This is a genomic window from Enterobacter sp. HSTU-ASh6 (assembly GCF_026319105.1).
GTDB classification, from domain to species: Bacteria; Pseudomonadota; Gammaproteobacteria; order Enterobacterales; family Enterobacteriaceae; genus Enterobacter; species Enterobacter sichuanensis.
Window position 1 is genome coordinate 1 of sequence record NZ_WSPD01000017.1, and the last position, 16,418, is coordinate 16,418.

The window sequence follows — 16,418 nt, forward strand, 5'->3', positions numbered from 1 at the left end:
TTATAGATCAGACCAAATGAGTAGTTGAGATGCGTAATCTGGCGGACGTCTAATTTGTTGATGTCGCCACCCGGCATAAAAGACTACGCCTGCGTTTCCAGCCAGTCTTCGAGTGTATACAGCGTCGCGCCTTCCGCGGCCATGTCCATAAACGCCTGGGCACTGTCCTGCGGCTGAATATTCACCCCACGGCAACCATCGGTGATGACGCTGACGGTATAGCCTAACTGGAGCGCGTCCAGCACGGTAAACTTCACGCAGTAATCGGTTGCCAGTCCCAGCACAATCAGCTCCGTGATTTCATGGTGACGTAACCACGCGTCCAGCGCCGTTTTCTGGCGATGCCCGTTATCAAAAAACGCGCTGTAGCTGTCGATAGCCGGGTTTTCCCCTTTATGGAACACCGCATCGATGGCTTTCTGTTTCAGGAGCGGATGCAGCTCCGCGCCTTGTGTCTGCTGTACGCAGTGATCCGGCCAGAAGGTTTGTGGCAACCCGTCGAGTTCTCCCTGAGTGAATGGCTCGACGTGATGCTGGCTGGCAAAGCTGCCGTGATTTGCCGGGTGCCAGTCCTGGCTTGCGACAACGGCTTCACCGCGGGCTTTGCACCAGTCAATCAGCGTGTTGGCCACGTCAACGGTGCTGTCACCTTCGGCGACGGCCAGCGCACCGCCCGCGCAGAAATCATTTTGCAAATCGACCAGTAGCAGGGCGCGTTGCTTCATGAGACCTCCTTATTCGTCAGGCGTCAGTTCGCCGCGCAGGTTTTGCATCATCGCGCTGCGAATGGACTGAATATCCAGATCCTGGCTCAGTAAATAGTGAAGTTTAGTCAGCGTTGCCTCAACGGTCATGTCGAAGCCGCTGATCACCCCCGCATGCGCCAGCGCGTTGCCGGTGGCATAGCCGCCCATATTGACTTTACCGGACATGCACTGCGTCAGGTTCACCACCACAATTCCGCGCTCGCTGGCCTCCTGAAGCTCTTTCAGGAATTCGCCGTTCTGCGGCGCATTGCCCACGCCATAGGAGCGCAAAATCAGCGCTTTCACCGGCTGGCGCAGGAAGTTGCGCACCACGTCCGCAGAGATCCCCGGGTAGATGGTGACCACGCCAATCGGTTGCGGCGTGATCGGATGCACAATCAGCTCGCCTGCGGTGTTTGGCGCAGGCGGGGTTCCCAGACGACGAATATGAATACCGGCTTCCAGCAGCGGCTGAAGGTTAGGTGAAGCGAAAGCGTCAAACCCGTCGGCATGGGCTTTGGTGGTGCGGTTGCCGCGATACAGGCGGTTGTTAAAGAACAACGACACTTCGTTAATCGGGTAATTCGCCGCCACGTACAGGGAGTTCAGCAGGTTGATCTGACCGTCGGAGCGCAGTTCCGCCAGCGGAATTTGCGAGCCCGTCACGATAACCGGCTTGCTCAGATTCTCCAGCATGAAGGAGAGCGCCGAGGCGGTAAAAGCCATGGTGTCGGTACCGTGGAGGATCACGAAACCGTCGTACTGGTCGTAATGGGCTTTGATGTCATCCGCGATGTGCTGCCAGTCTTCTGGCGTCATATCGGAGGAGTCCATCAGCGGCTCATATTCATGGATAGTGAAGTCAGGCATTTCAGGACGATGGAATTCTGGCATCAGCGCAAGCTGACGCTGAAGGTGGCCGGAGACGGGGATATAGCCGTTTTCAGAGCGTTGCATACCGATGGTACCGCCAGTGTAGGCTACATAAATCGATTTCTTCTGCATGGTAGTGAGTTCTTGTTCTTCAAAAGAAAAAAATCCCCTCTTCGCGAGAAGAGGGGACGGTTTTTAACGGACGTTCGCGCAGGTCAGGCAAAACGCGTAACGACTTTGTGGATCATTAAAGGCCGCGAGCTTATCGCTTTCCGCTTTCATCGCTTTTGCCGCCGTGGCGACGGGCGCAGGCAGATAGGCCTGCAGCGCCTCCGGCAGCATGGCGCGCACGGAGCCGGACATGCTGTCCATGACCATATCAAAGAACGACGGCTCGTCCTGATAGTATTCAACATGCCACTGTTTCAGCTTCGCCAGTTCAGCGGCCTTCTTCACTGCGTCATCGAAGTCGCCCAGGCTGTCGACCAGACCGTTGCTCTTCGCATCCTGGCCGGTCCAGACGTGGCCCTGGGCAATCTGGTCGATCTGCTCAGGCGTCTTTTTACGCGAATCCGCCACCAGGGTGATAAAGCGTTTATAGCCGTTCTCAATGCTGAGCTGCATCATCTCAGAGACTTCCGGCGGCAGAGATTTTGTCACCGACACATCCGCCAGCGGGGAGGTCGCCACGCCGTCAGTATGCACGCCCAGAGAATCCAGGCTGTTTTCCACGGTGTTGATCACCCCGAAGATGCCAATTGATCCGGTCAATGTGCTTGGGTTAGCCACGATGTAGTTCGCGGGGGTTGAGATCCAGTACCCCCCGGAGGCGGCCATTCCGCCCATGGAGACGACGATCGGCTTGCCGGCGGCACGCGCGGCAGCCAGTTCAGCGCGGATCACCTCGGAGGCGCTGACGCTGCCGCCTGGGCTGTTCACCCGCAGCACAATCGCTTTCACTTTCGGATCCAGGCGCGCATCGCGGATTTGTGATGCCGTGGTATCACCGCCCACGTTCCCCGGCGTCTCCTGACCGTCCATGATGGCACCGTTAGCAAAGACCACCGCGACGCTGTCACCGTTCTCATCCGGTTTTTTCGCCGAGTAGTCGTACATGCTGATGGCGCTGTAATTTTTGTCCTCTTTGCTCCAGCCAAACTGTTTGCTCAGGGATTTTTCAATCTCGGCGCTGGTGCCCAGGGCATCAACCAGTTTGTTGTCTAGCGCATATTTCGCGGTATCGCCATCCACCTTACGCAGGCCGTCCAGCACGCCCTGTGCGCCAGGGAACACCTGTTCCGGCGTAATCTGGCGGTTAGCGGCAACGGTGCCCAGATAGTTCTGCCACAGTTCGCCAATCCAGCGGCTGTCCGCTTCACGGGCGGCAGGGGACATATCATCGCGGATGAACGGCTCAACGGCCGACTTATAAGTCCCGACGCGGAAGACGTGGGTGGTGACCTTCAGCTTGTCGAGCAGCGATTTGTAATACAGACCGTTGGTGGCAAAACCGTGCAGATCGACCGTGCCCTGTGGGGAGAGCCAGATCTTATTGGCAAAGCTCGCCAGATAATATTGCCCCTGGCTGTAGCTGTCGCCCACGGCAATCACCGGCTTGCCGCTGTCGCGGAATTCGCGCAGCGCTTTACCGATGTACTGCATGGAAGGCTGATCGCCGCCGGCAAAATCTTTCAGATCCAGCACGATCCCGGTGATGTTTCGGTCGTCTTTGGCCTGACGAATGGTATCGACAATATCAAACAGGGAATTTTCCTGCAGACGGTCTGATGTCGCGCCAAACAGCTGGCGGCTGATTACCCCCAGACGGCTGCTGGCGGACGGTTTATCAACAATAACGCCGGTGATATCGAGTAACAGCGCCCCGCGAGTCGAATGCTGCGCCTGATTCGCGTTACTGATGTGCATCCAGATGCCCGCGCAAACCAGAACCAGGAAAATGAAGAAGATGTTCATCACCAGGTTGCGGACGAAGTTGAGCAGTCGCCACGTCCATTTAAAGAAACCGGCAAAGATTCGCCAAAGGGTTCGCATGTATTCTCCCTAACCAGAAAATGACTGTTTCCGTCGCCACTGGACGGTTATGTTGGGTTATCGTAATGACCCAACCGCCACTTGTCAGCAGGAATCGCCTGCCAGGCTGTAACAAAATCTGCCGTCGTGTTAATTTTGTGAGTAAATTTCAAGAAAGGAGTTAACCAATGGATGCACTCGAACTGCTTGTTAACCGCCGTAGCGCTTCACGTCTGGCCGAACCGGCCCCGGCGGGCGAACAGCTGGAGAACATTCTGCGTGCCGGTATGCGTGCGCCCGATCATGGCACTCTGCAGCCGTGGCACTTCTTTGTGATTGAAGGCGAAGGCCGCGATCGTTTCAGCCAACTGCTGGAGCAGGGCGCGGTGGCCGCAGGGCAGGATGAGAAAGGTATCGACAAGGCGCGTAATGCTCCGTTCCGCGCCCCGATGATCATCGCTGTCGTGGCAAAATGCCAGGCTGACCATAAGGTGCCGGTCTGGGAACAGGAAATGTCTGCCGGCTGCGCCGTGATGGCGATGCAAATGGCCGCTGTCGCGCAAGGCTTCAACGGCATCTGGCGCACCGGTCCGCTGACCGAAAGCCCGGCGGTCCGTGACGGTTTTGACTGCGGCGAGCATGACAAAATTGTCGGTTTCCTCTATCTCGGTACCCCGCAGCTCAAAGCCTCCAGCACCATCAGCGTGCCGGACACCACGCCTTTCGTCAGCCGTTTCTGATAACGCACGCTAAACTGTCTGGATTCTGAGCATCTGCCGCAGAATTCAGACAGTCATACTTACCTCTTTATGGAATGAGCGCTACCATAGCGCGATTGAGATGACAGGAGACGTCCATGAGCGAGCAAACCATTCGTTTAACGCAGTACAGCCACGGAGCCGGTTGCGGTTGTAAAATTTCCCCGAAAGTGCTGGAGACCATCCTGCACAGCGAACAGGCGAAGTTTGTCGACCCGAACCTGCTTGTCGGCAACGAAACGCGTGACGATGCAGCGGTTTATGACCTGGGTAACGGCACCAGCATTATCAGCACCACCGACTTCTTTATGCCGATTGTCGACAACCCGTTCGACTTCGGGCGTATTGCGGCCACTAACGCCATCAGCGATATCTTCGCCATGGGCGGCAAACCGATTATGGCGATCGCTATTCTGGGCTGGCCGATCAACACCATCCCGCCAGAAGTTGCCCGCGAGGTGATAGATGGCGGGCGTTTCGCCTGTCAGCAGGCGGGGATTGCGCTGGCCGGTGGTCACTCGATTGATGCGCCGGAGCCTATCTTCGGGCTGGCCGTCACCGGTGTGGTGCCGACCGAGCGCGTGAAGCGTAACAGCACCGCGCAGGCGGGCTGCAAGCTGTTCCTCACCAAGCCGCTGGGCATTGGCGTGCTGACCACCGCCGAGAAAAAATCCCTGCTGAAACCAGAGCACCAGGGGTTGGCGACAGAAGTCATGTGCCAGATGAACCTCGCGGGTGCCGCTTTCGCCAATATCGACGGCGTGAAGGCGATGACCGACGTGACCGGTTTTGGTCTGCTGGGACACCTTTCCGAAGTGTGTCAGGGGGCGGGCGTGCAGGCGCAGGTCTGGTATCAGGACGTGCCGAAACTGCCGGGCGTGGAAGAGTACATTGCTCAGGGCGCAGTCCCGGGCGGTACCCAGCGCAACTTCGCCAGCTACGGTCATCTGATGGGCGAAATGCCTGAAGAATGGCGCAACCTGCTGTGCGATCCGCAAACTTCCGGCGGTCTGCTGCTGGCGGTCACGCCGGAGTCTGAAGCCGAGGTTCAGGCGACGGCTGCCGAGTTTGGCATTACCCTGACGGCGATCGGCGAGCTGGTAACCGCACGCGGTGGCCGACCGATGATTGAGATCCGTTAATTCGATGCGGTTGTTTATTGCCGAAAAGCCGAGTCTGGCGCGAGCCATCGCCGATGTGCTGCCTAAACCGCATCGCAAAGGCGACGGCTTTATTGAATGCGGTAACGGGCAGGTGGTTACCTGGTGTATTGGTCACCTGCTTGAGCAGGCGCAGCCGGATGTCTATGACAGCCGCTACGCCCGCTGGAATCTGAATGATTTGCCCATCGTGCCCGAAAAATGGCGCCTGCAGCCCCGACCTTCGGTCACCAAACAGCTCAACGTGATCAAACGCTTCCTGCATGAAGCGGCTGAGATCGTGCACGCGGGTGACCCGGACAGGGAAGGGCAACTGCTGGTGGATGAAGTGCTGGACTACCTGGAGCTGGCACCGGAAAAGCGCCAGCAGGTACAACGCTGCCTGATTAACGACCTCAACCCGCAGGCCGTTGAGCGTGCGATCTCGCGTCTGCGCGCCAACAGCGAGTTTATCCCGCTGTGCGTCTCCGCGCTGGCCCGTGCGCGTGCGGACTGGCTGTACGGCATCAACATGACCCGCGCCTACACCATCCTCGGGCGTAACGCTGGCTATCAGGGCGTGCTCTCCGTGGGCCGCGTGCAGACGCCGGTGCTGGGGCTGGTGGTGCGTCGCGACGAAGAGATTGAGAATTTCGTCGCCAAAGAATTCTTTGAAGTGAAAGCGCATATCGTCACCCCGAAAGAGGAGCGCTTTACCGCTGTCTGGCAGCCGAGCGATGCCTGCGAATCGTATCAGGATGAAGAGGGGCGTTTGCTGCATCGTCCGCTGGCTGAGCATGTGGTTAACCGCATCACCGGGCAACCGGCCATCGTGACCAGCTATAACGATAAACGGGAATCAGAACCCGCGCCGCTGCCGTTTTCACTTTCTGCCCTGCAGATTGAGGCCGCGAAGCGCTTTGGGCTTAGCGCGCAGAACGTGCTGGACATCTGCCAGAAGCTGTATGAAACCCACAAGCTCATCACCTATCCGCGTTCGGACAGCCGTTACCTGCCGGAAGAGCATTTTGCCGGACGCCACGCGGTGATGAACGCCATTAGCGCCCACGCGCCGGATCTGCTGCCGCAGCCGGCGGTGAACCCGGACACTCACAACCGCTGCTGGGATGATAAGAAGGTGGATGCCCACCACGCGATTATCCCGACGGCCCGCGCCAGCAGCGTTAACCTGACGGATAACGAAGCGAAGGTCTATAACCTGATCGCCCGTCAGTACCTGATGCAGTTCTGCCCGGATGCGGTGTTCCGCAAATGCGTAATCGAACTGGACATTGCCAAAGGCAAGTTTGTCGCCAAAGCGCGCTTCCTCGCAGAAGCGGGCTGGCGCACCCTGCTTGGCAGTAAAGAGCGCGACGAAGAGAACGACGGCACGCCGCTGCCGGTGGTGGCTAAAGACGACGAGCTGCTGTGTGAGAAAGGGGAAGTGATTGAGCGCCAGACGCAGCCGCCGCGCCATTTCACCGATGCGACGCTGCTGTCGGCGATGACCGGGATCGCCCGGTTTGTGCAGGATAAAGATCTGAAGAAGATCCTGCGCGCCACCGACGGTCTGGGCACCGAAGCGACCCGTGCCGGAATCATCGAGCTGCTGTTTAAACGCGGTTTCCTGGAGAAGAAAGGACGCTATATCCATTCGACTGAGCCGGGACGCGCCCTGATTCATTCCCTGCCGGAGCTGGCCGCAAGGCCGGACATGACCGCGCACTGGGAATCGGTGCTGACGCAGATCAGCGAAAAGCAGTGTCGTTATCAGGACTTTATGCAGCCGCTGGTGGGGACGCTTTATCAGCTGATCGATCAGGCACGCAGCACGCCGGTGAAGCGGTTCAGAGGAATGGTGGCACCGGGGAGCGGTGCGAAGAAACCGTTTAAAAAGAAAAAGAGCGCGCCAGCCTCTTAAACCGTAGGCCGGGTAAGGCGTAGCCGCCACCCGGCGAAAACAGTTCTGCGGCCTGAAAAAAGCCCGGTGGCGCTAACGCTTACCGGGCCTACAGGTTGAAAACGCAGCGATTGCTTAAATCACACCCTGCCCAATCATCGCATCCGCCACCTTAACGAACCCGGCGATATTCGCGCCGCGCACGTAGTTGGTTTGCGACGCCTCTCCGCCGTACTCCACGCAGGCGTGGTGAATATCCAGCATGATATGGTGCAGACGCGCATCCACTTTCTCCGCTTTCCAGCCGAGACGCGCGGCGTTTTGCGCCATCTCCAGACCGGATGTCGCCACGCCGCCTGCGTTGGCGGCTTTGCCCGGTGCAAACAGCACGCCCGCTTCCAGGAACAGATCGGTCGCCTCGATGGTGGCTGGCATATTGGCCCCTTCGGCCACCGCCTTCACGCCATTGCTAATTAATGTCCGCGCGGCGTCCACATCCAGTTCGTTCTGCGTGGCGCACGGCAGGGCGATATCCACCGGCACGCTCCACGGCTGTTTGCCTTCCAGCCAGGTCAGGCCAAACTCTGCGGCATAGTCGGCGAGACGGCCATCGCGGCTGGCTTTGATTGCGCACAGGCGTGCCAGCTTTTCCGCCGTAAAACCGGCTTCATCCACCACCGTGCCTCGGGAGTCTGACGCCGTCACCACGCGGGCGCCAAACTGCATCGCTTTTTCGATAGCATACTGCGCCACGTTACCGGAGCCGGACACCGCCACGCGCATCCCTTCAAAGCCCAGGCCGTGGCGCTTGAGCATCGCCTCGGTGAAATAGACCAGGCCGAAGCCCGTGGCCTCCGGGCGGATCAGGCTGCCGCCGAAGGACAACCCTTTGCCGGTGAAGACGCAGGCGCTGTTGTTGGAGAGCTTTTTCATCATCCCGGCCATAAAGCCCACTTCGCGGGCTCCGACGCCGATATCTCCCGCTGGCACGTCGGTATCCGGACCAAGGTGGCGGTAGAGTTCGGTCATCAGCGCCTGACAGAAACGCATCACTTCGCCTTCGCTTTTGCCTTTGGGGTCGAAATCACTTCCGCCTTTACCGCCACCCATCGGCAGGGTGGTCAGCGCATTTTTAAAGGTTTGCTCGAAGCCAAGGAATTTGAGAATCGACAGGTTAACGGAGGGATGGAAGCGCATCCCGCCCTTAAACGGCCCGATGGCGGAGTTAAACTGCACGCGCCACGCGCGGTTAACCTGAACCTGATTACGATCGTCCACCCAGGTCACGCGAAACTGGATAATGCGCTCAGGTTCAACCAGGCGCTCAAGCAGAGACAGCTGACGATAACGTGGATTTTCTTCAAGGAAGGGCCACAGGGTGGTCATCACTTCACGAACGGCCTGGGCGAACTCGCTTTGATGCGGGTCGCGCTGCTGAACATGGGCAAGGAAACTTTCCAGAGAGCGTGTCTGATCCATAGATATAAGAACCTCTTATAGTTATTTGTGTCTATTGCTTATGCAATTTGTGTTGTTTTTTTGACTATACCACCCGCACCGCTTTGTGAAGCAAGCAGAAATTCATGCCGAAAGGGAAATTAATGACCCGGGGCGGGTCATAACAAAAAGCGATGGCGAGATAAATTAAAGGTTCCGCGTGGATTAACCGTTATAGTCTTTATCAGGACACGACAGGAAGATAAGTCTATGAACCGTTATGTATTCACCGCGTTATGTTTGATGTTCTCGGCCGGCGCGCAGGCTGACCGTATTCGCCCGGATGTGGAAGTGAATGTCCCGCCTGAGGTCTTTAGTTCCAGCGGCCAGAGAGCGCAGCCCTGTAACCAGTGCTGCATCTATCAGGATCAGAACTATTCCGAAGGGGCGGTGGTGAAGGCGGACGGCGTGCTGCTGCAGTGCCAGCGCGATGAGCGCGCCATCAGCACGAACCCGCTGGTCTGGCGTCGCGTAAAACAATAAACGCTTCCAGCAGCGGAATATCGGCCGGGGCTAAGGGGTAGCTGAACGCCTCTTCTGGTGTACACCACACCAGCGCGCTGTGATAGTGCGCCGTGAGCTCGCCGCTATAAGCGGGCACGTGCCAGGCATGCAGGTGGATCAACCGCTGCGAGACCTCCCGCTGGTGGCTGGCGACATACTGGCCCGGAAGGGCCACAATACCGAGTTCTTCCTGCAGTTCGCGGATAAGCGCCTCCGGTTGTGTTTCGCCGGATTCCACCTTTCCGCCGGCGAATTCCCACATCCCCGGTTGGTCAGCGTGATCAGGGCGCTGTGCCAGTAAAATGTTGCCGTTTTTTTCGATGATGGCCGCAACGACATCGACTGTTTTTAGCATGGGCGTCAATACTTAATAACGAAAAGCACCATATTATCGTGCCCTTTGTCAGAGTCCAGCCATCAGGAGAATCCGGTGAAAGAGACGTACACCTGGGTCGACCCCATCCCAACCCTTCCGGCGAGTTTAAAACCGATTGCCGCCATGCAGAAAAAACATTTTGGTGCCGTGCTAAACCCCACACGCTGGTGGGGACGTATGCCGCGTCTTTTCTGGCTGGTGGCGCTGTTTGTCGGTTTTCTGGAGCGTCGTCACGCGCGCCTGACGCCCGTGCTGCGCTCCCTGCTCATGACGCGGGTATCGCAACTTTGCCACTGCGCTTTCTGTATTGATGCCAATAGCCTGCGGCTGGCCGAACGCTGTGGGGCGCTGGATAAAGTTCAGGCCGTGAGCAACTGGCAAGACTCCGCGCTGTTCACGAGCCAGGAGCGTGCGGCGCTGGCCTACGCCGAGGCGGTGACCGCCACGCCGCCCCGGGCGGATGAGGCCATCCGAACGGCGCTGAAACATCACTTCACGGACGACGCGATTACTGAGATGACGGCGCTCATTGCGTTTCAGAATCTCTCTGCCCGCTTCAATGCCGCCCTGGATATTCCGTCTCAGGGCCTGTGTGCCACGTTTAACGAGAAGCCTCATGCTTGATCGCCACCTGCACCCGCGGTTAAAACCGACACTGAATGGACTGGTGTCCGTACTGGATAAGCCGGGCATCACCCCTGACGGATTAACCCTGACCGGGTTTGCCATCGGCGTGCTGGCGCTGCCGTTTCTGGCCCTTGGCTGGTACCCCGCGGCGCTGGTCGCTATTGCGCTCAACCGCCTGCTGGATGGTCTGGACGGCGCGCTGGCGCGCCGGAGAGGGCTGACGGACGCAGGGGGATTTCTCGATATCGCGCTCGATTTTCTGTTCTACGCCCTGGTGCCGTTTGGTTTTGCGCTGGCGGCACCCGCTGAGAATGCGCTACCTGCCGCCTGGCTGCTGTTTGCGTTTATCGGCACCGGCAGCAGTTTTCTGGCGTTTGCGGCGCTGGCCGCGAAGCACGACATTGACAACCCCGGCTATGCGCATAAGTCGTTTTATTACCTCGGCGGGTTAACGGAAGGGACAGAGACCATCGCGCTGTTCGTGCTGTGCTGCCTGTTTCCGGCGCACTTTGCGCTGTTGGCGTGGGTATTTGGCGCGCTGTGCTGGCTGACCACCACAACGCGCATCTGGAGCGGGTACGTGACGCTTAAATCACGTCACGCTTAGCGGGCGCTGTCGGGCCCGCGCTCGCCGGTGGAGACCGGGTTCTGCGGGTGACTGCTCCATTCGTACCAGCCGCCGTCATAGACTGCGGCCTTCTTCCAGCCCATCGCCCGGGCGTACATGAAGGCTTCAGACGCTCGCCAGCCTGTGCCGCAGTAAAACGCGACCTGTTGTTCCGGCAGAATGTTCCAGCGTTTCCACATGGCGGCAATATCGTCAGCTGTGCGCATGGTGCCATCCGGGTTATGAAAATCTTCCATGTGGGTGGCATCGCTGCCGGCGTGGCCCCAGCGGGCACCGGCAATGTCACCTTTGGGCTTGATGTAGCTGTAACCGCTGGTTTCGCCGATGAACTCCGGCCACGAACGAATGCTGACCAGGGAGGCATCCTGACGGTGCAGCATCCCGCGTGCCTGCGTCATATCAACCATCAGTTGCGGCTGGCCGGGGATCGGCGTGCCAAAATCAGGGGCCGGCATCACCTTCGCTGGCGTACCGCGCTCAACCGGAAGGTTGGCATCTGACCACGCCTTCCAGCCGCCATCGAGAAGGCGCACATCTTTCACCCCCGCATAAAGCATAATCTGCGCCACGCGTGCGGCGGCGTAGACGTCACGGCCATACAAAATGACGGTGGTGTCGTGACGGATCCCGTGCTTCGCCAGCATCGCTTTCAGCTTATCGTCGGAGACTTTATTCCATAGCGGCTCGCTCTCCACTTCGTTGGTGTCGATATAGCCCGCGCCGGGAATGTGATTCAGCAGATAAAACTTCGGCGCGCCCCAGGCGGCCTCAATCACTTTCCAGTCACCCTCCGGTGCGGCAACCACCGGTTTACCCTGCTGAAGCTGATGGATCCACTGCGGGTAGACGAGCTGTTCGAAATGGGGCAGGCGCTGAAGGCGCCCGGGCGTCTGCAGGGCATCGCTGAGCAGCGAAACAGAATGGAATCCAGCTTTCTCCAGACGGGCTCTCACTGCCTTATTATCGCGCGCGTCCCCATACAGCGCGATGGCCGACGAGGGGGTAAGCTGATGCTGTTTGGCCCACAGCGCAATCTGCTCGTCGCTCATCGCGTCCAGCCAGGCGGCTGACAGATTAAGTGCGGCGGGTTCATGCCCGGAGGGACCGCTGAGCGTTTGCGGCCAGCCGTTATAGAAGGCGCTGGCGCGGGTGTCGACAGGCGTGCCGTGCTGTGCCTGAAGCTGGGACAGCGTCATCGCGTTGGGCATATCAGCGGCCAGAGAGGAAAAAGAGGCGAGGCCGCAGAGCAGGGCCAGCGCGGTCAGTTGAGAAACACGTTTCATCGAATAACCTGACGTCAGTAAAAGAGGGGGGCATTGTCGTCTCTCCCGTCATGGAAGACATTGCGTTAGCACATTATTGCCAGCGAGAAATCTCAATCAGCTCGCCGCCGGGCGGAATATCGTCCTCATCGTGGGTGACCAGCACCGCCGGAATATCGCGTGCGCGAACGGCGTCAAATACCCATTGCCGAAATGAGGCCCGTAGCGTCTTATCGAGGCGGCTGAACGGTTCATCCAGCAGCAGCGCCTGCGGCTCCGCGAGCAGGGCCCGCAACAGGCTGACCCGGGCGCGCTCCCCGCCGGAGAGGGTGGCCGGATCGCTGGCGTAACGGCCGCCCAGACCGGCGGAGTCCAGCGCCTGCTCGACCGCTTCCCGACGCGCGCCTCCGACGATCCGCTCAGGCAACGCCAGCAGCAGATTTTGCCCGACGCTGAATGTGTCGAACAGCAGCGCGTCCTGAAAGAGAATACCCAGCCCGCGGGATTCCACGGGAAGGGCGTCGCAACGACGCGCGTCGAGCCACAGTTCGCCCCGCGCCTGAAAATCGTCTGACAACGCGCCGACCATCCAGGCAAAGAGGGTCGATTTGCCGCTGCCGGAGGGGCCCATCAGGGTGACTATCTCCCCGCGGGGAACGCAAAAATTGACCTCGCGGAACAGCGGTTCGATGGTGAGATTTTTTACCTGCAACATTAACGTAATCCCTGGCGGTAGTGGCCCACGAACCGGGATAGCAGGGCGGCAAAGCCAAACACGGCCCCCGTAACCAGCAGTAACCCCAGCGCCCGGTTAGCCAGAAGCGGAATGCTGCCCCCGCTGCTGAGCGCGACGGTTTCGGTGGTCAGCGTGGCGAAACGCCCTGCGCCCAGCCACAGCGTCGGCATGTACTGCGCCATGCTGACGGAAAAACCGGTGGCAAAGGCCAGCAGCGCAGGGCGTATCAGCAGCGGACATTTCAGCAGGCAGAAGATTTTTGTCCGTCGCCAGCCCAGCGTTCTGGCGGTAAGGATAAGCCGGGGATCGATCCGGCGCCAGGCAGGTTGCAGCACCAGCAGCATCCACGGTAACACCCACAGTAGATGGCTCCAGAGCACGGCGGCATACTCCCCGTCGAGCCCCAGCTGCAACGCAATCGTATATTGGCCGGTGACGAGCGGCAGTGCCGGAAGGGCAAGCGGAGACCATACCCACTCTGCGCCGCGCTGCGGTCCCCATTCCAGCCAGAGCGCGCTGACGACCAGACCGAGCAGGCTCGACAGCAGGCCGAAGGAGAGGCTGTTCCCCACAGGGCCCACGTCGTCCCGCTGCGCCAGCATCAGCAGCACCGCAGCGCACAGGACGCCGCATGCGGGCAGAAACCCGCTTACTGCGCTTTCCGGCAGAATGCGCTGAGATCGGCGGCGCGTCCCGGTGAGGTCGGCAACCGTGCGGCGCCATGCCTTCCAGAGGCCGTACCCCAGGGCGGCCAGCGCAGCCAGCAGCAAAAGCAGAACCAGGCACAGCAGCATCCCTTTCACCTGCTGCCCGGCATCGCCCTGGCTCAGCCACTGCCAGGCCAGCACGGCCAGGGTAGGTGGATTTCCGGGGCCGAGAACGATTGCCACATCCACAACCGACAGCGACCACGCCAGTACCGCCAGCATCACCGCGCCGAGGAGAGGGGCGATCGCCGGGAGGATCAGCCAGTTAAGTATCTGAAACCGCCCGTACCCGAAGGTTCGCAGGACGATCTTCTGCTGTGCCAGCCGTTTTTCCGGCAGTACGGCGTAAATTGCCCACAGCACAAACGCGCTCTCTTTTACGGCGAGCGTCAGCCCCAGCCCAACGCCGTAGCGGTCAAAGGGAGCCGTACAGACGGTACAGAGCTGATAGAACAGCCCGCCCTCGGCAAACAGCAGTAACGCGCTGGTGGCAAACGCCACGTGCGGGATCGCCAGCAGCCACGGCAGGCGGGTGGTGAGACGTCGCCAGCGTTTGCCGGGCCAGAAAAGGCTGACGAAAATCAGGGCAATCAGCAACGCGCCCAGCGTGGCGATGAGCGTTGAGACCAGCGTGGCGAGGGCCGCCTGCGGAAGCTGCGGGTCGTCCAGCAGCCTCTGCCAGTTTGCCGCAGAAAACGCCGGGGCTAACAGCATGGCGCCAGCGGGCAGGATCGGCAGATAGATAACCGCCATCGCCAGCCAGACCAGCCCGCTTAGCGGGTGCCGTAACGACGCAGCCATTCCTGCTCCAGCGCGTTCACCCAGCCGGACTGCGGCTCTGCAAGCACTTTCGGTAGCCCCTGAGGCGTATAGGCCTGCAGGCGCGTTGCTTCATTGTCAGGCAGCGCCCTGGCATCCAGCACGCTTGGGTCGCCCCAGACGGCGGGGTCAGCTTTGCGGATCTGCGCCTGCGGTGAAAGCAGGAAATTGGCGACCACCTTCGCGCCTGCACTGGCGCGGGCGTTGGCCGGAATCGCCACAAAATGGACGTTACCGATCGTTCCGCCGTGGAAACCAAAGCTGTAGCTGTCGGCGGGCAGTTCGCCGCGGGCGACTTTTTGCTGCACATGGGCCGGGTTAAATGTCAGCGACAGGTTCAGACTGCCGCTGGCAAGCAGGGCATCCATCCGGGCAGGTGAGGGCGGGAAATCTTTTCCTTCACGCCACAGCAGCGGGTGGAGTGTGTCGAGGTAATCCCAGAGCGGCGCGGTCACCTGGGCAAAGGTATCATCGGGCGCTTTTTGCAGCGCCTGTGGACGAGCGGTGAGCGCCAGCAGCAGCTGCTCAAGGAATGCCGTGCCGGTAAAATCGGGTGGGCGAGGGTAGCTCATCTTACCCGGATGCTGCTGTGCGTAAGCCAGCAGCGCCTGCGGATCCGCCGGTGGCGCTGGCATGGTGCCTTTGCGGGCGATAAAGGTCAGCTGTGCGCCGCCCCACGGCGATTCCGCCCCGTCGGTGGGCACCGCAAAGTCTTCGGTAACGGGTTTGCGGGTATCGACATAGCGCCAGTTCGGCAGCGTCTGTGCCCATCCGCTCAGCAGCAGGTTAGCCTCTTTTAACGTGCGGAAATTTTCACCGTTGACCCACAACAGATCGACGGAGCCGTTGCTCTTACGCCCTGCTGCGGCTTCCGTCTGAATGCGTTTTACCGCGTCGGCAGCATCCGCCAGCGGGACGATCTTAAGGGTAATGGCATAGTGCGTTTGCATCTCACCGCTGACCCACTCCAGATAGCGGTTGACCGCCGGATCGCCGCCCCAGGCGTTAAACCAGACGGTCTGGCCTTTGGCCTGTTGTTGGATTGCCTGCCAGCTGTCGGCAGCACAGAGGGGGGCTGCCAGCAGCAGGCCGGTCAGAAACGCGCAAAAACGCACACGGCGCATAATGCCTCACTTTTTAGACAAGGGGGTGTAACGGGAAAAGAGCTGGCGCGTGACCAGCGGTAATAACCCCAGTAGTGTAAAGGCGAATACCATGCCCGGCGACAAAATATCGCGAAGCGATGCCACTTTTCCCAGTTCGCGCCCGGCGTTCAGAAAGACAACCGTCGCGGGCAGCATCGCCACCTGGCTCACCCACCAGTAGCGGAATACCCCCATGCGGGTCAGCCCCATCAGCAAATTCACCAGAAAAAACGGAAACAGCGGCATCAGGCGCAGGGCAAAAAGATAGCCTGCGCCGTCATGCGTCATGCCAGCGTTAACCGTTTTCATCTGCTGAGCAAATCGCTGCTGTAACCACTCACGCAGCAGATAACGGCTGGCGAGCATCGCAAGCGTCGCCCCGAGCGTCGAGGCAAATGAGACCAGCACGATGCCTTCACCCAGGGGAAACAGCGTCCCACCCAGCAGGGTCAGTATCGCTGCACCCGGTATCGACAGGGCGGAAACCAGCACATAGAGCGCAAAAAAGATCAGGGCGCTCTGCAGCGGCGCGCGGTCGACGTGGGCGAGTAACGCCTGCTGGTGCGCTTTAATCCCTTCCAGAGAGAGTGTACCCGGCGGAAGGAGAACAAACGTCAGAATAAATGCGCCCAGAAGGGCGCACAGGAGAAGGATTTTTCGACTGTTCACG

General features: G+C 59.7%; 17 protein-coding genes. 6 read left to right on the forward strand and 11 right to left on the reverse strand.

Annotated elements, in window-relative coordinates; genetic code table 11:
- The 4 genes from GM298_RS18195 to sppA all read right to left on the reverse strand — a co-directional run.
- The coding region (locus GM298_RS18195) for a hypothetical protein (protein ID WP_266155028.1) at positions 1-77 on the reverse strand (77 nt) is incomplete at its 3' end.
- A gap of 6 nt (positions 78-83) precedes the next feature.
- Positions 84-725: a bifunctional nicotinamidase/pyrazinamidase gene (pncA, locus tag GM298_RS18200; RefSeq protein WP_025757381.1), complete on the reverse strand. Its 642-nt coding sequence runs from the start codon at positions 723-725 to the stop codon at positions 84-86.
- A gap of 9 nt (positions 726-734) precedes the next feature.
- Entirely contained in the window at positions 735-1,751 is a 1,017-nt protein-coding gene (ansA, locus tag GM298_RS18205) for an asparaginase (protein ID WP_008500705.1), read from the reverse strand.
- A 63-nt stretch (positions 1,752-1,814) separates the two neighbouring features.
- On the reverse strand, positions 1,815-3,671 hold the full coding sequence (gene sppA, locus GM298_RS18210; RefSeq protein WP_266154965.1) for a signal peptide peptidase SppA: 1,857 nt from the start codon (positions 3,669-3,671) through the stop codon (positions 1,815-1,817).
- A 167-nt stretch (positions 3,672-3,838) separates the two neighbouring features.
- On the opposite strand from sppA, the gene GM298_RS18215 reads away from it, so the two are divergent.
- The 3 genes from GM298_RS18215 to GM298_RS18225 all read left to right on the forward strand — a co-directional run bounded on the left by GM298_RS18215 (position 3,839) and on the right by GM298_RS18225 (position 7,468).
- Positions 3,839-4,390: an NAD(P)H nitroreductase gene (locus GM298_RS18215; protein ID WP_025757379.1), complete on the forward strand. Its 552-nt coding sequence runs from the start codon at positions 3,839-3,841 to the stop codon at positions 4,388-4,390.
- 116 nt (positions 4,391-4,506) lie between these two features.
- On the forward strand, positions 4,507-5,550 hold the full coding sequence (gene selD, locus GM298_RS18220) for a selenide, water dikinase SelD (protein ID WP_023616289.1): 1,044 nt from the start codon (positions 4,507-4,509) through the stop codon (positions 5,548-5,550).
- A 4-nt stretch (positions 5,551-5,554) separates the two neighbouring features.
- Positions 5,555-7,468 carry a DNA topoisomerase III gene (locus GM298_RS18225; protein WP_266154966.1) on the forward strand — a complete coding sequence of 638 codons (1,914 nt, stop codon included), beginning with the start codon at positions 5,555-5,557 and terminating at the stop codon, positions 7,466-7,468.
- Between the two features lie 114 nt (positions 7,469-7,582).
- On the opposite strand, the gene gdhA is transcribed toward GM298_RS18225, so the two are convergent.
- Positions 7,583-8,926 (reverse strand): NADP-specific glutamate dehydrogenase, encoded by a 1,344-nt coding sequence (gdhA, locus tag GM298_RS18230; protein ID WP_266154968.1) that lies wholly within the window; start codon positions 8,924-8,926, stop codon positions 7,583-7,585.
- A gap of 228 nt (positions 8,927-9,154) precedes the next feature.
- Between gdhA and GM298_RS18235 the strand changes: the two genes are divergently transcribed.
- Positions 9,155-9,427 (forward strand): YnjH family protein, encoded by a 273-nt coding sequence (locus GM298_RS18235; protein ID WP_025757376.1) that lies wholly within the window; start codon positions 9,155-9,157, stop codon positions 9,425-9,427.
- Here the strand turns inward: GM298_RS18235 and GM298_RS18240 are convergent.
- Complete coding sequence (locus tag GM298_RS18240) at positions 9,387-9,803, reverse strand: pyrimidine (deoxy)nucleoside triphosphate diphosphatase (protein WP_266154971.1); 417 nt, start codon at positions 9,801-9,803, stop codon at positions 9,387-9,389. The two genes, GM298_RS18235 and GM298_RS18240, sit on opposite strands and share 41 nt — an antisense overlap.
- Before the next feature lie 75 nt (positions 9,804-9,878).
- Between GM298_RS18240 and GM298_RS18245 the strand changes: the two genes are divergently transcribed.
- Positions 9,879-10,448, forward strand: coding sequence for a carboxymuconolactone decarboxylase family protein (locus tag GM298_RS18245; RefSeq protein WP_025757374.1), 570 nt, complete (start codon positions 9,879-9,881; stop codon positions 10,446-10,448).
- Positions 10,441-11,058, forward strand: coding sequence for a CDP-alcohol phosphatidyltransferase family protein (locus GM298_RS18250; protein WP_095450729.1), 618 nt, complete (start codon positions 10,441-10,443; stop codon positions 11,056-11,058). Before GM298_RS18245 ends, GM298_RS18250 begins: the two co-directional genes overlap by 8 nt.
- Here the strand turns inward: GM298_RS18250 and GM298_RS18255 are convergent.
- From GM298_RS18255 to GM298_RS18275, 5 genes are all read right to left on the reverse strand, one after another.
- Positions 11,055-12,362 (reverse strand): sulfurtransferase, encoded by a 1,308-nt coding sequence (locus tag GM298_RS18255; RefSeq protein WP_266154973.1) that lies wholly within the window; start codon positions 12,360-12,362, stop codon positions 11,055-11,057. The two genes, GM298_RS18250 and GM298_RS18255, sit on opposite strands and share 4 nt — an antisense overlap.
- A gap of 73 nt (positions 12,363-12,435) precedes the next feature.
- Entirely contained in the window at positions 12,436-13,056 is a 621-nt protein-coding gene (locus tag GM298_RS18260; RefSeq protein WP_266154974.1) for an ATP-binding cassette domain-containing protein, read from the reverse strand.
- Positions 13,056-14,585, reverse strand: a complete 1,530-nt coding sequence (locus GM298_RS18265; RefSeq protein ID WP_266154975.1) for a thiamine ABC transporter permease — start codon at positions 14,583-14,585, stop codon at positions 13,056-13,058. The genes GM298_RS18260 and GM298_RS18265 overlap by 1 nt, the downstream gene beginning before the upstream one ends.
- Positions 14,558-15,718, reverse strand: coding sequence for an ABC transporter substrate-binding protein (locus GM298_RS18270; RefSeq protein ID WP_390889694.1), 1,161 nt, complete (start codon positions 15,716-15,718; stop codon positions 14,558-14,560). The genes GM298_RS18265 and GM298_RS18270 overlap by 28 nt, the downstream gene beginning before the upstream one ends.
- A 15-nt stretch (positions 15,719-15,733) precedes the next feature.
- Positions 15,734-16,417: a TVP38/TMEM64 family protein gene (locus GM298_RS18275; RefSeq protein WP_025757369.1), complete on the reverse strand. Its 684-nt coding sequence runs from the start codon at positions 16,415-16,417 to the stop codon at positions 15,734-15,736.
- Between the last annotated feature and the right edge of the window lies 1 nt (position 16,418).

Excerpts from the sequence above, each read along its gene's own strand:
- ansA (WP_008500705.1), bottom strand. The coding sequence starts at position 1,751 with ATGCAGAAGAAATCGATTTATGTAGCCTACACTGGCGGTACCATCGGT.
- gdhA (WP_266154968.1), bottom strand. The coding sequence starts at position 8,926 with ATGGATCAGACACGCTCTCTGGAAAGTTTCCTTGCCCATGTTCAGCAG.
- GM298_RS18250 (WP_095450729.1), top strand. The coding sequence starts at position 10,441 with ATGCTTGATCGCCACCTGCACCCGCGGTTAAAACCGACACTGAATGGA.
- GM298_RS18255 (WP_266154973.1), bottom strand. The coding sequence starts at position 12,362 with ATGAAACGTGTTTCTCAACTGACCGCGCTGGCCCTGCTCTGCGGCCTC.
- sppA (WP_266154965.1), bottom strand. The coding sequence starts at position 3,671 with ATGCGAACCCTTTGGCGAATCTTTGCCGGTTTCTTTAAATGGACGTGG.
- GM298_RS18215 (WP_025757379.1), top strand. The coding sequence starts at position 3,839 with ATGGATGCACTCGAACTGCTTGTTAACCGCCGTAGCGCTTCACGTCTG.
- GM298_RS18225 (WP_266154966.1), top strand. The coding sequence starts at position 5,555 with ATGCGGTTGTTTATTGCCGAAAAGCCGAGTCTGGCGCGAGCCATCGCC.
- pncA (WP_025757381.1), bottom strand. The coding sequence starts at position 725 with ATGAAGCAACGCGCCCTGCTACTGGTCGATTTGCAAAATGATTTCTGC.
- selD (WP_023616289.1), top strand. The coding sequence starts at position 4,507 with ATGAGCGAGCAAACCATTCGTTTAACGCAGTACAGCCACGGAGCCGGT.
- GM298_RS18260 (WP_266154974.1), bottom strand. The coding sequence starts at position 13,056 with ATGTTGCAGGTAAAAAATCTCACCATCGAACCGCTGTTCCGCGAGGTC.
- GM298_RS18235 (WP_025757376.1), top strand. The coding sequence starts at position 9,155 with ATGAACCGTTATGTATTCACCGCGTTATGTTTGATGTTCTCGGCCGGC.
- GM298_RS18240 (WP_266154971.1), bottom strand. The coding sequence starts at position 9,803 with ATGCTAAAAACAGTCGATGTCGTTGCGGCCATCATCGAAAAAAACGGC.
- GM298_RS18265 (WP_266154975.1), bottom strand. The coding sequence starts at position 14,585 with ATGGCTGCGTCGTTACGGCACCCGCTAAGCGGGCTGGTCTGGCTGGCG.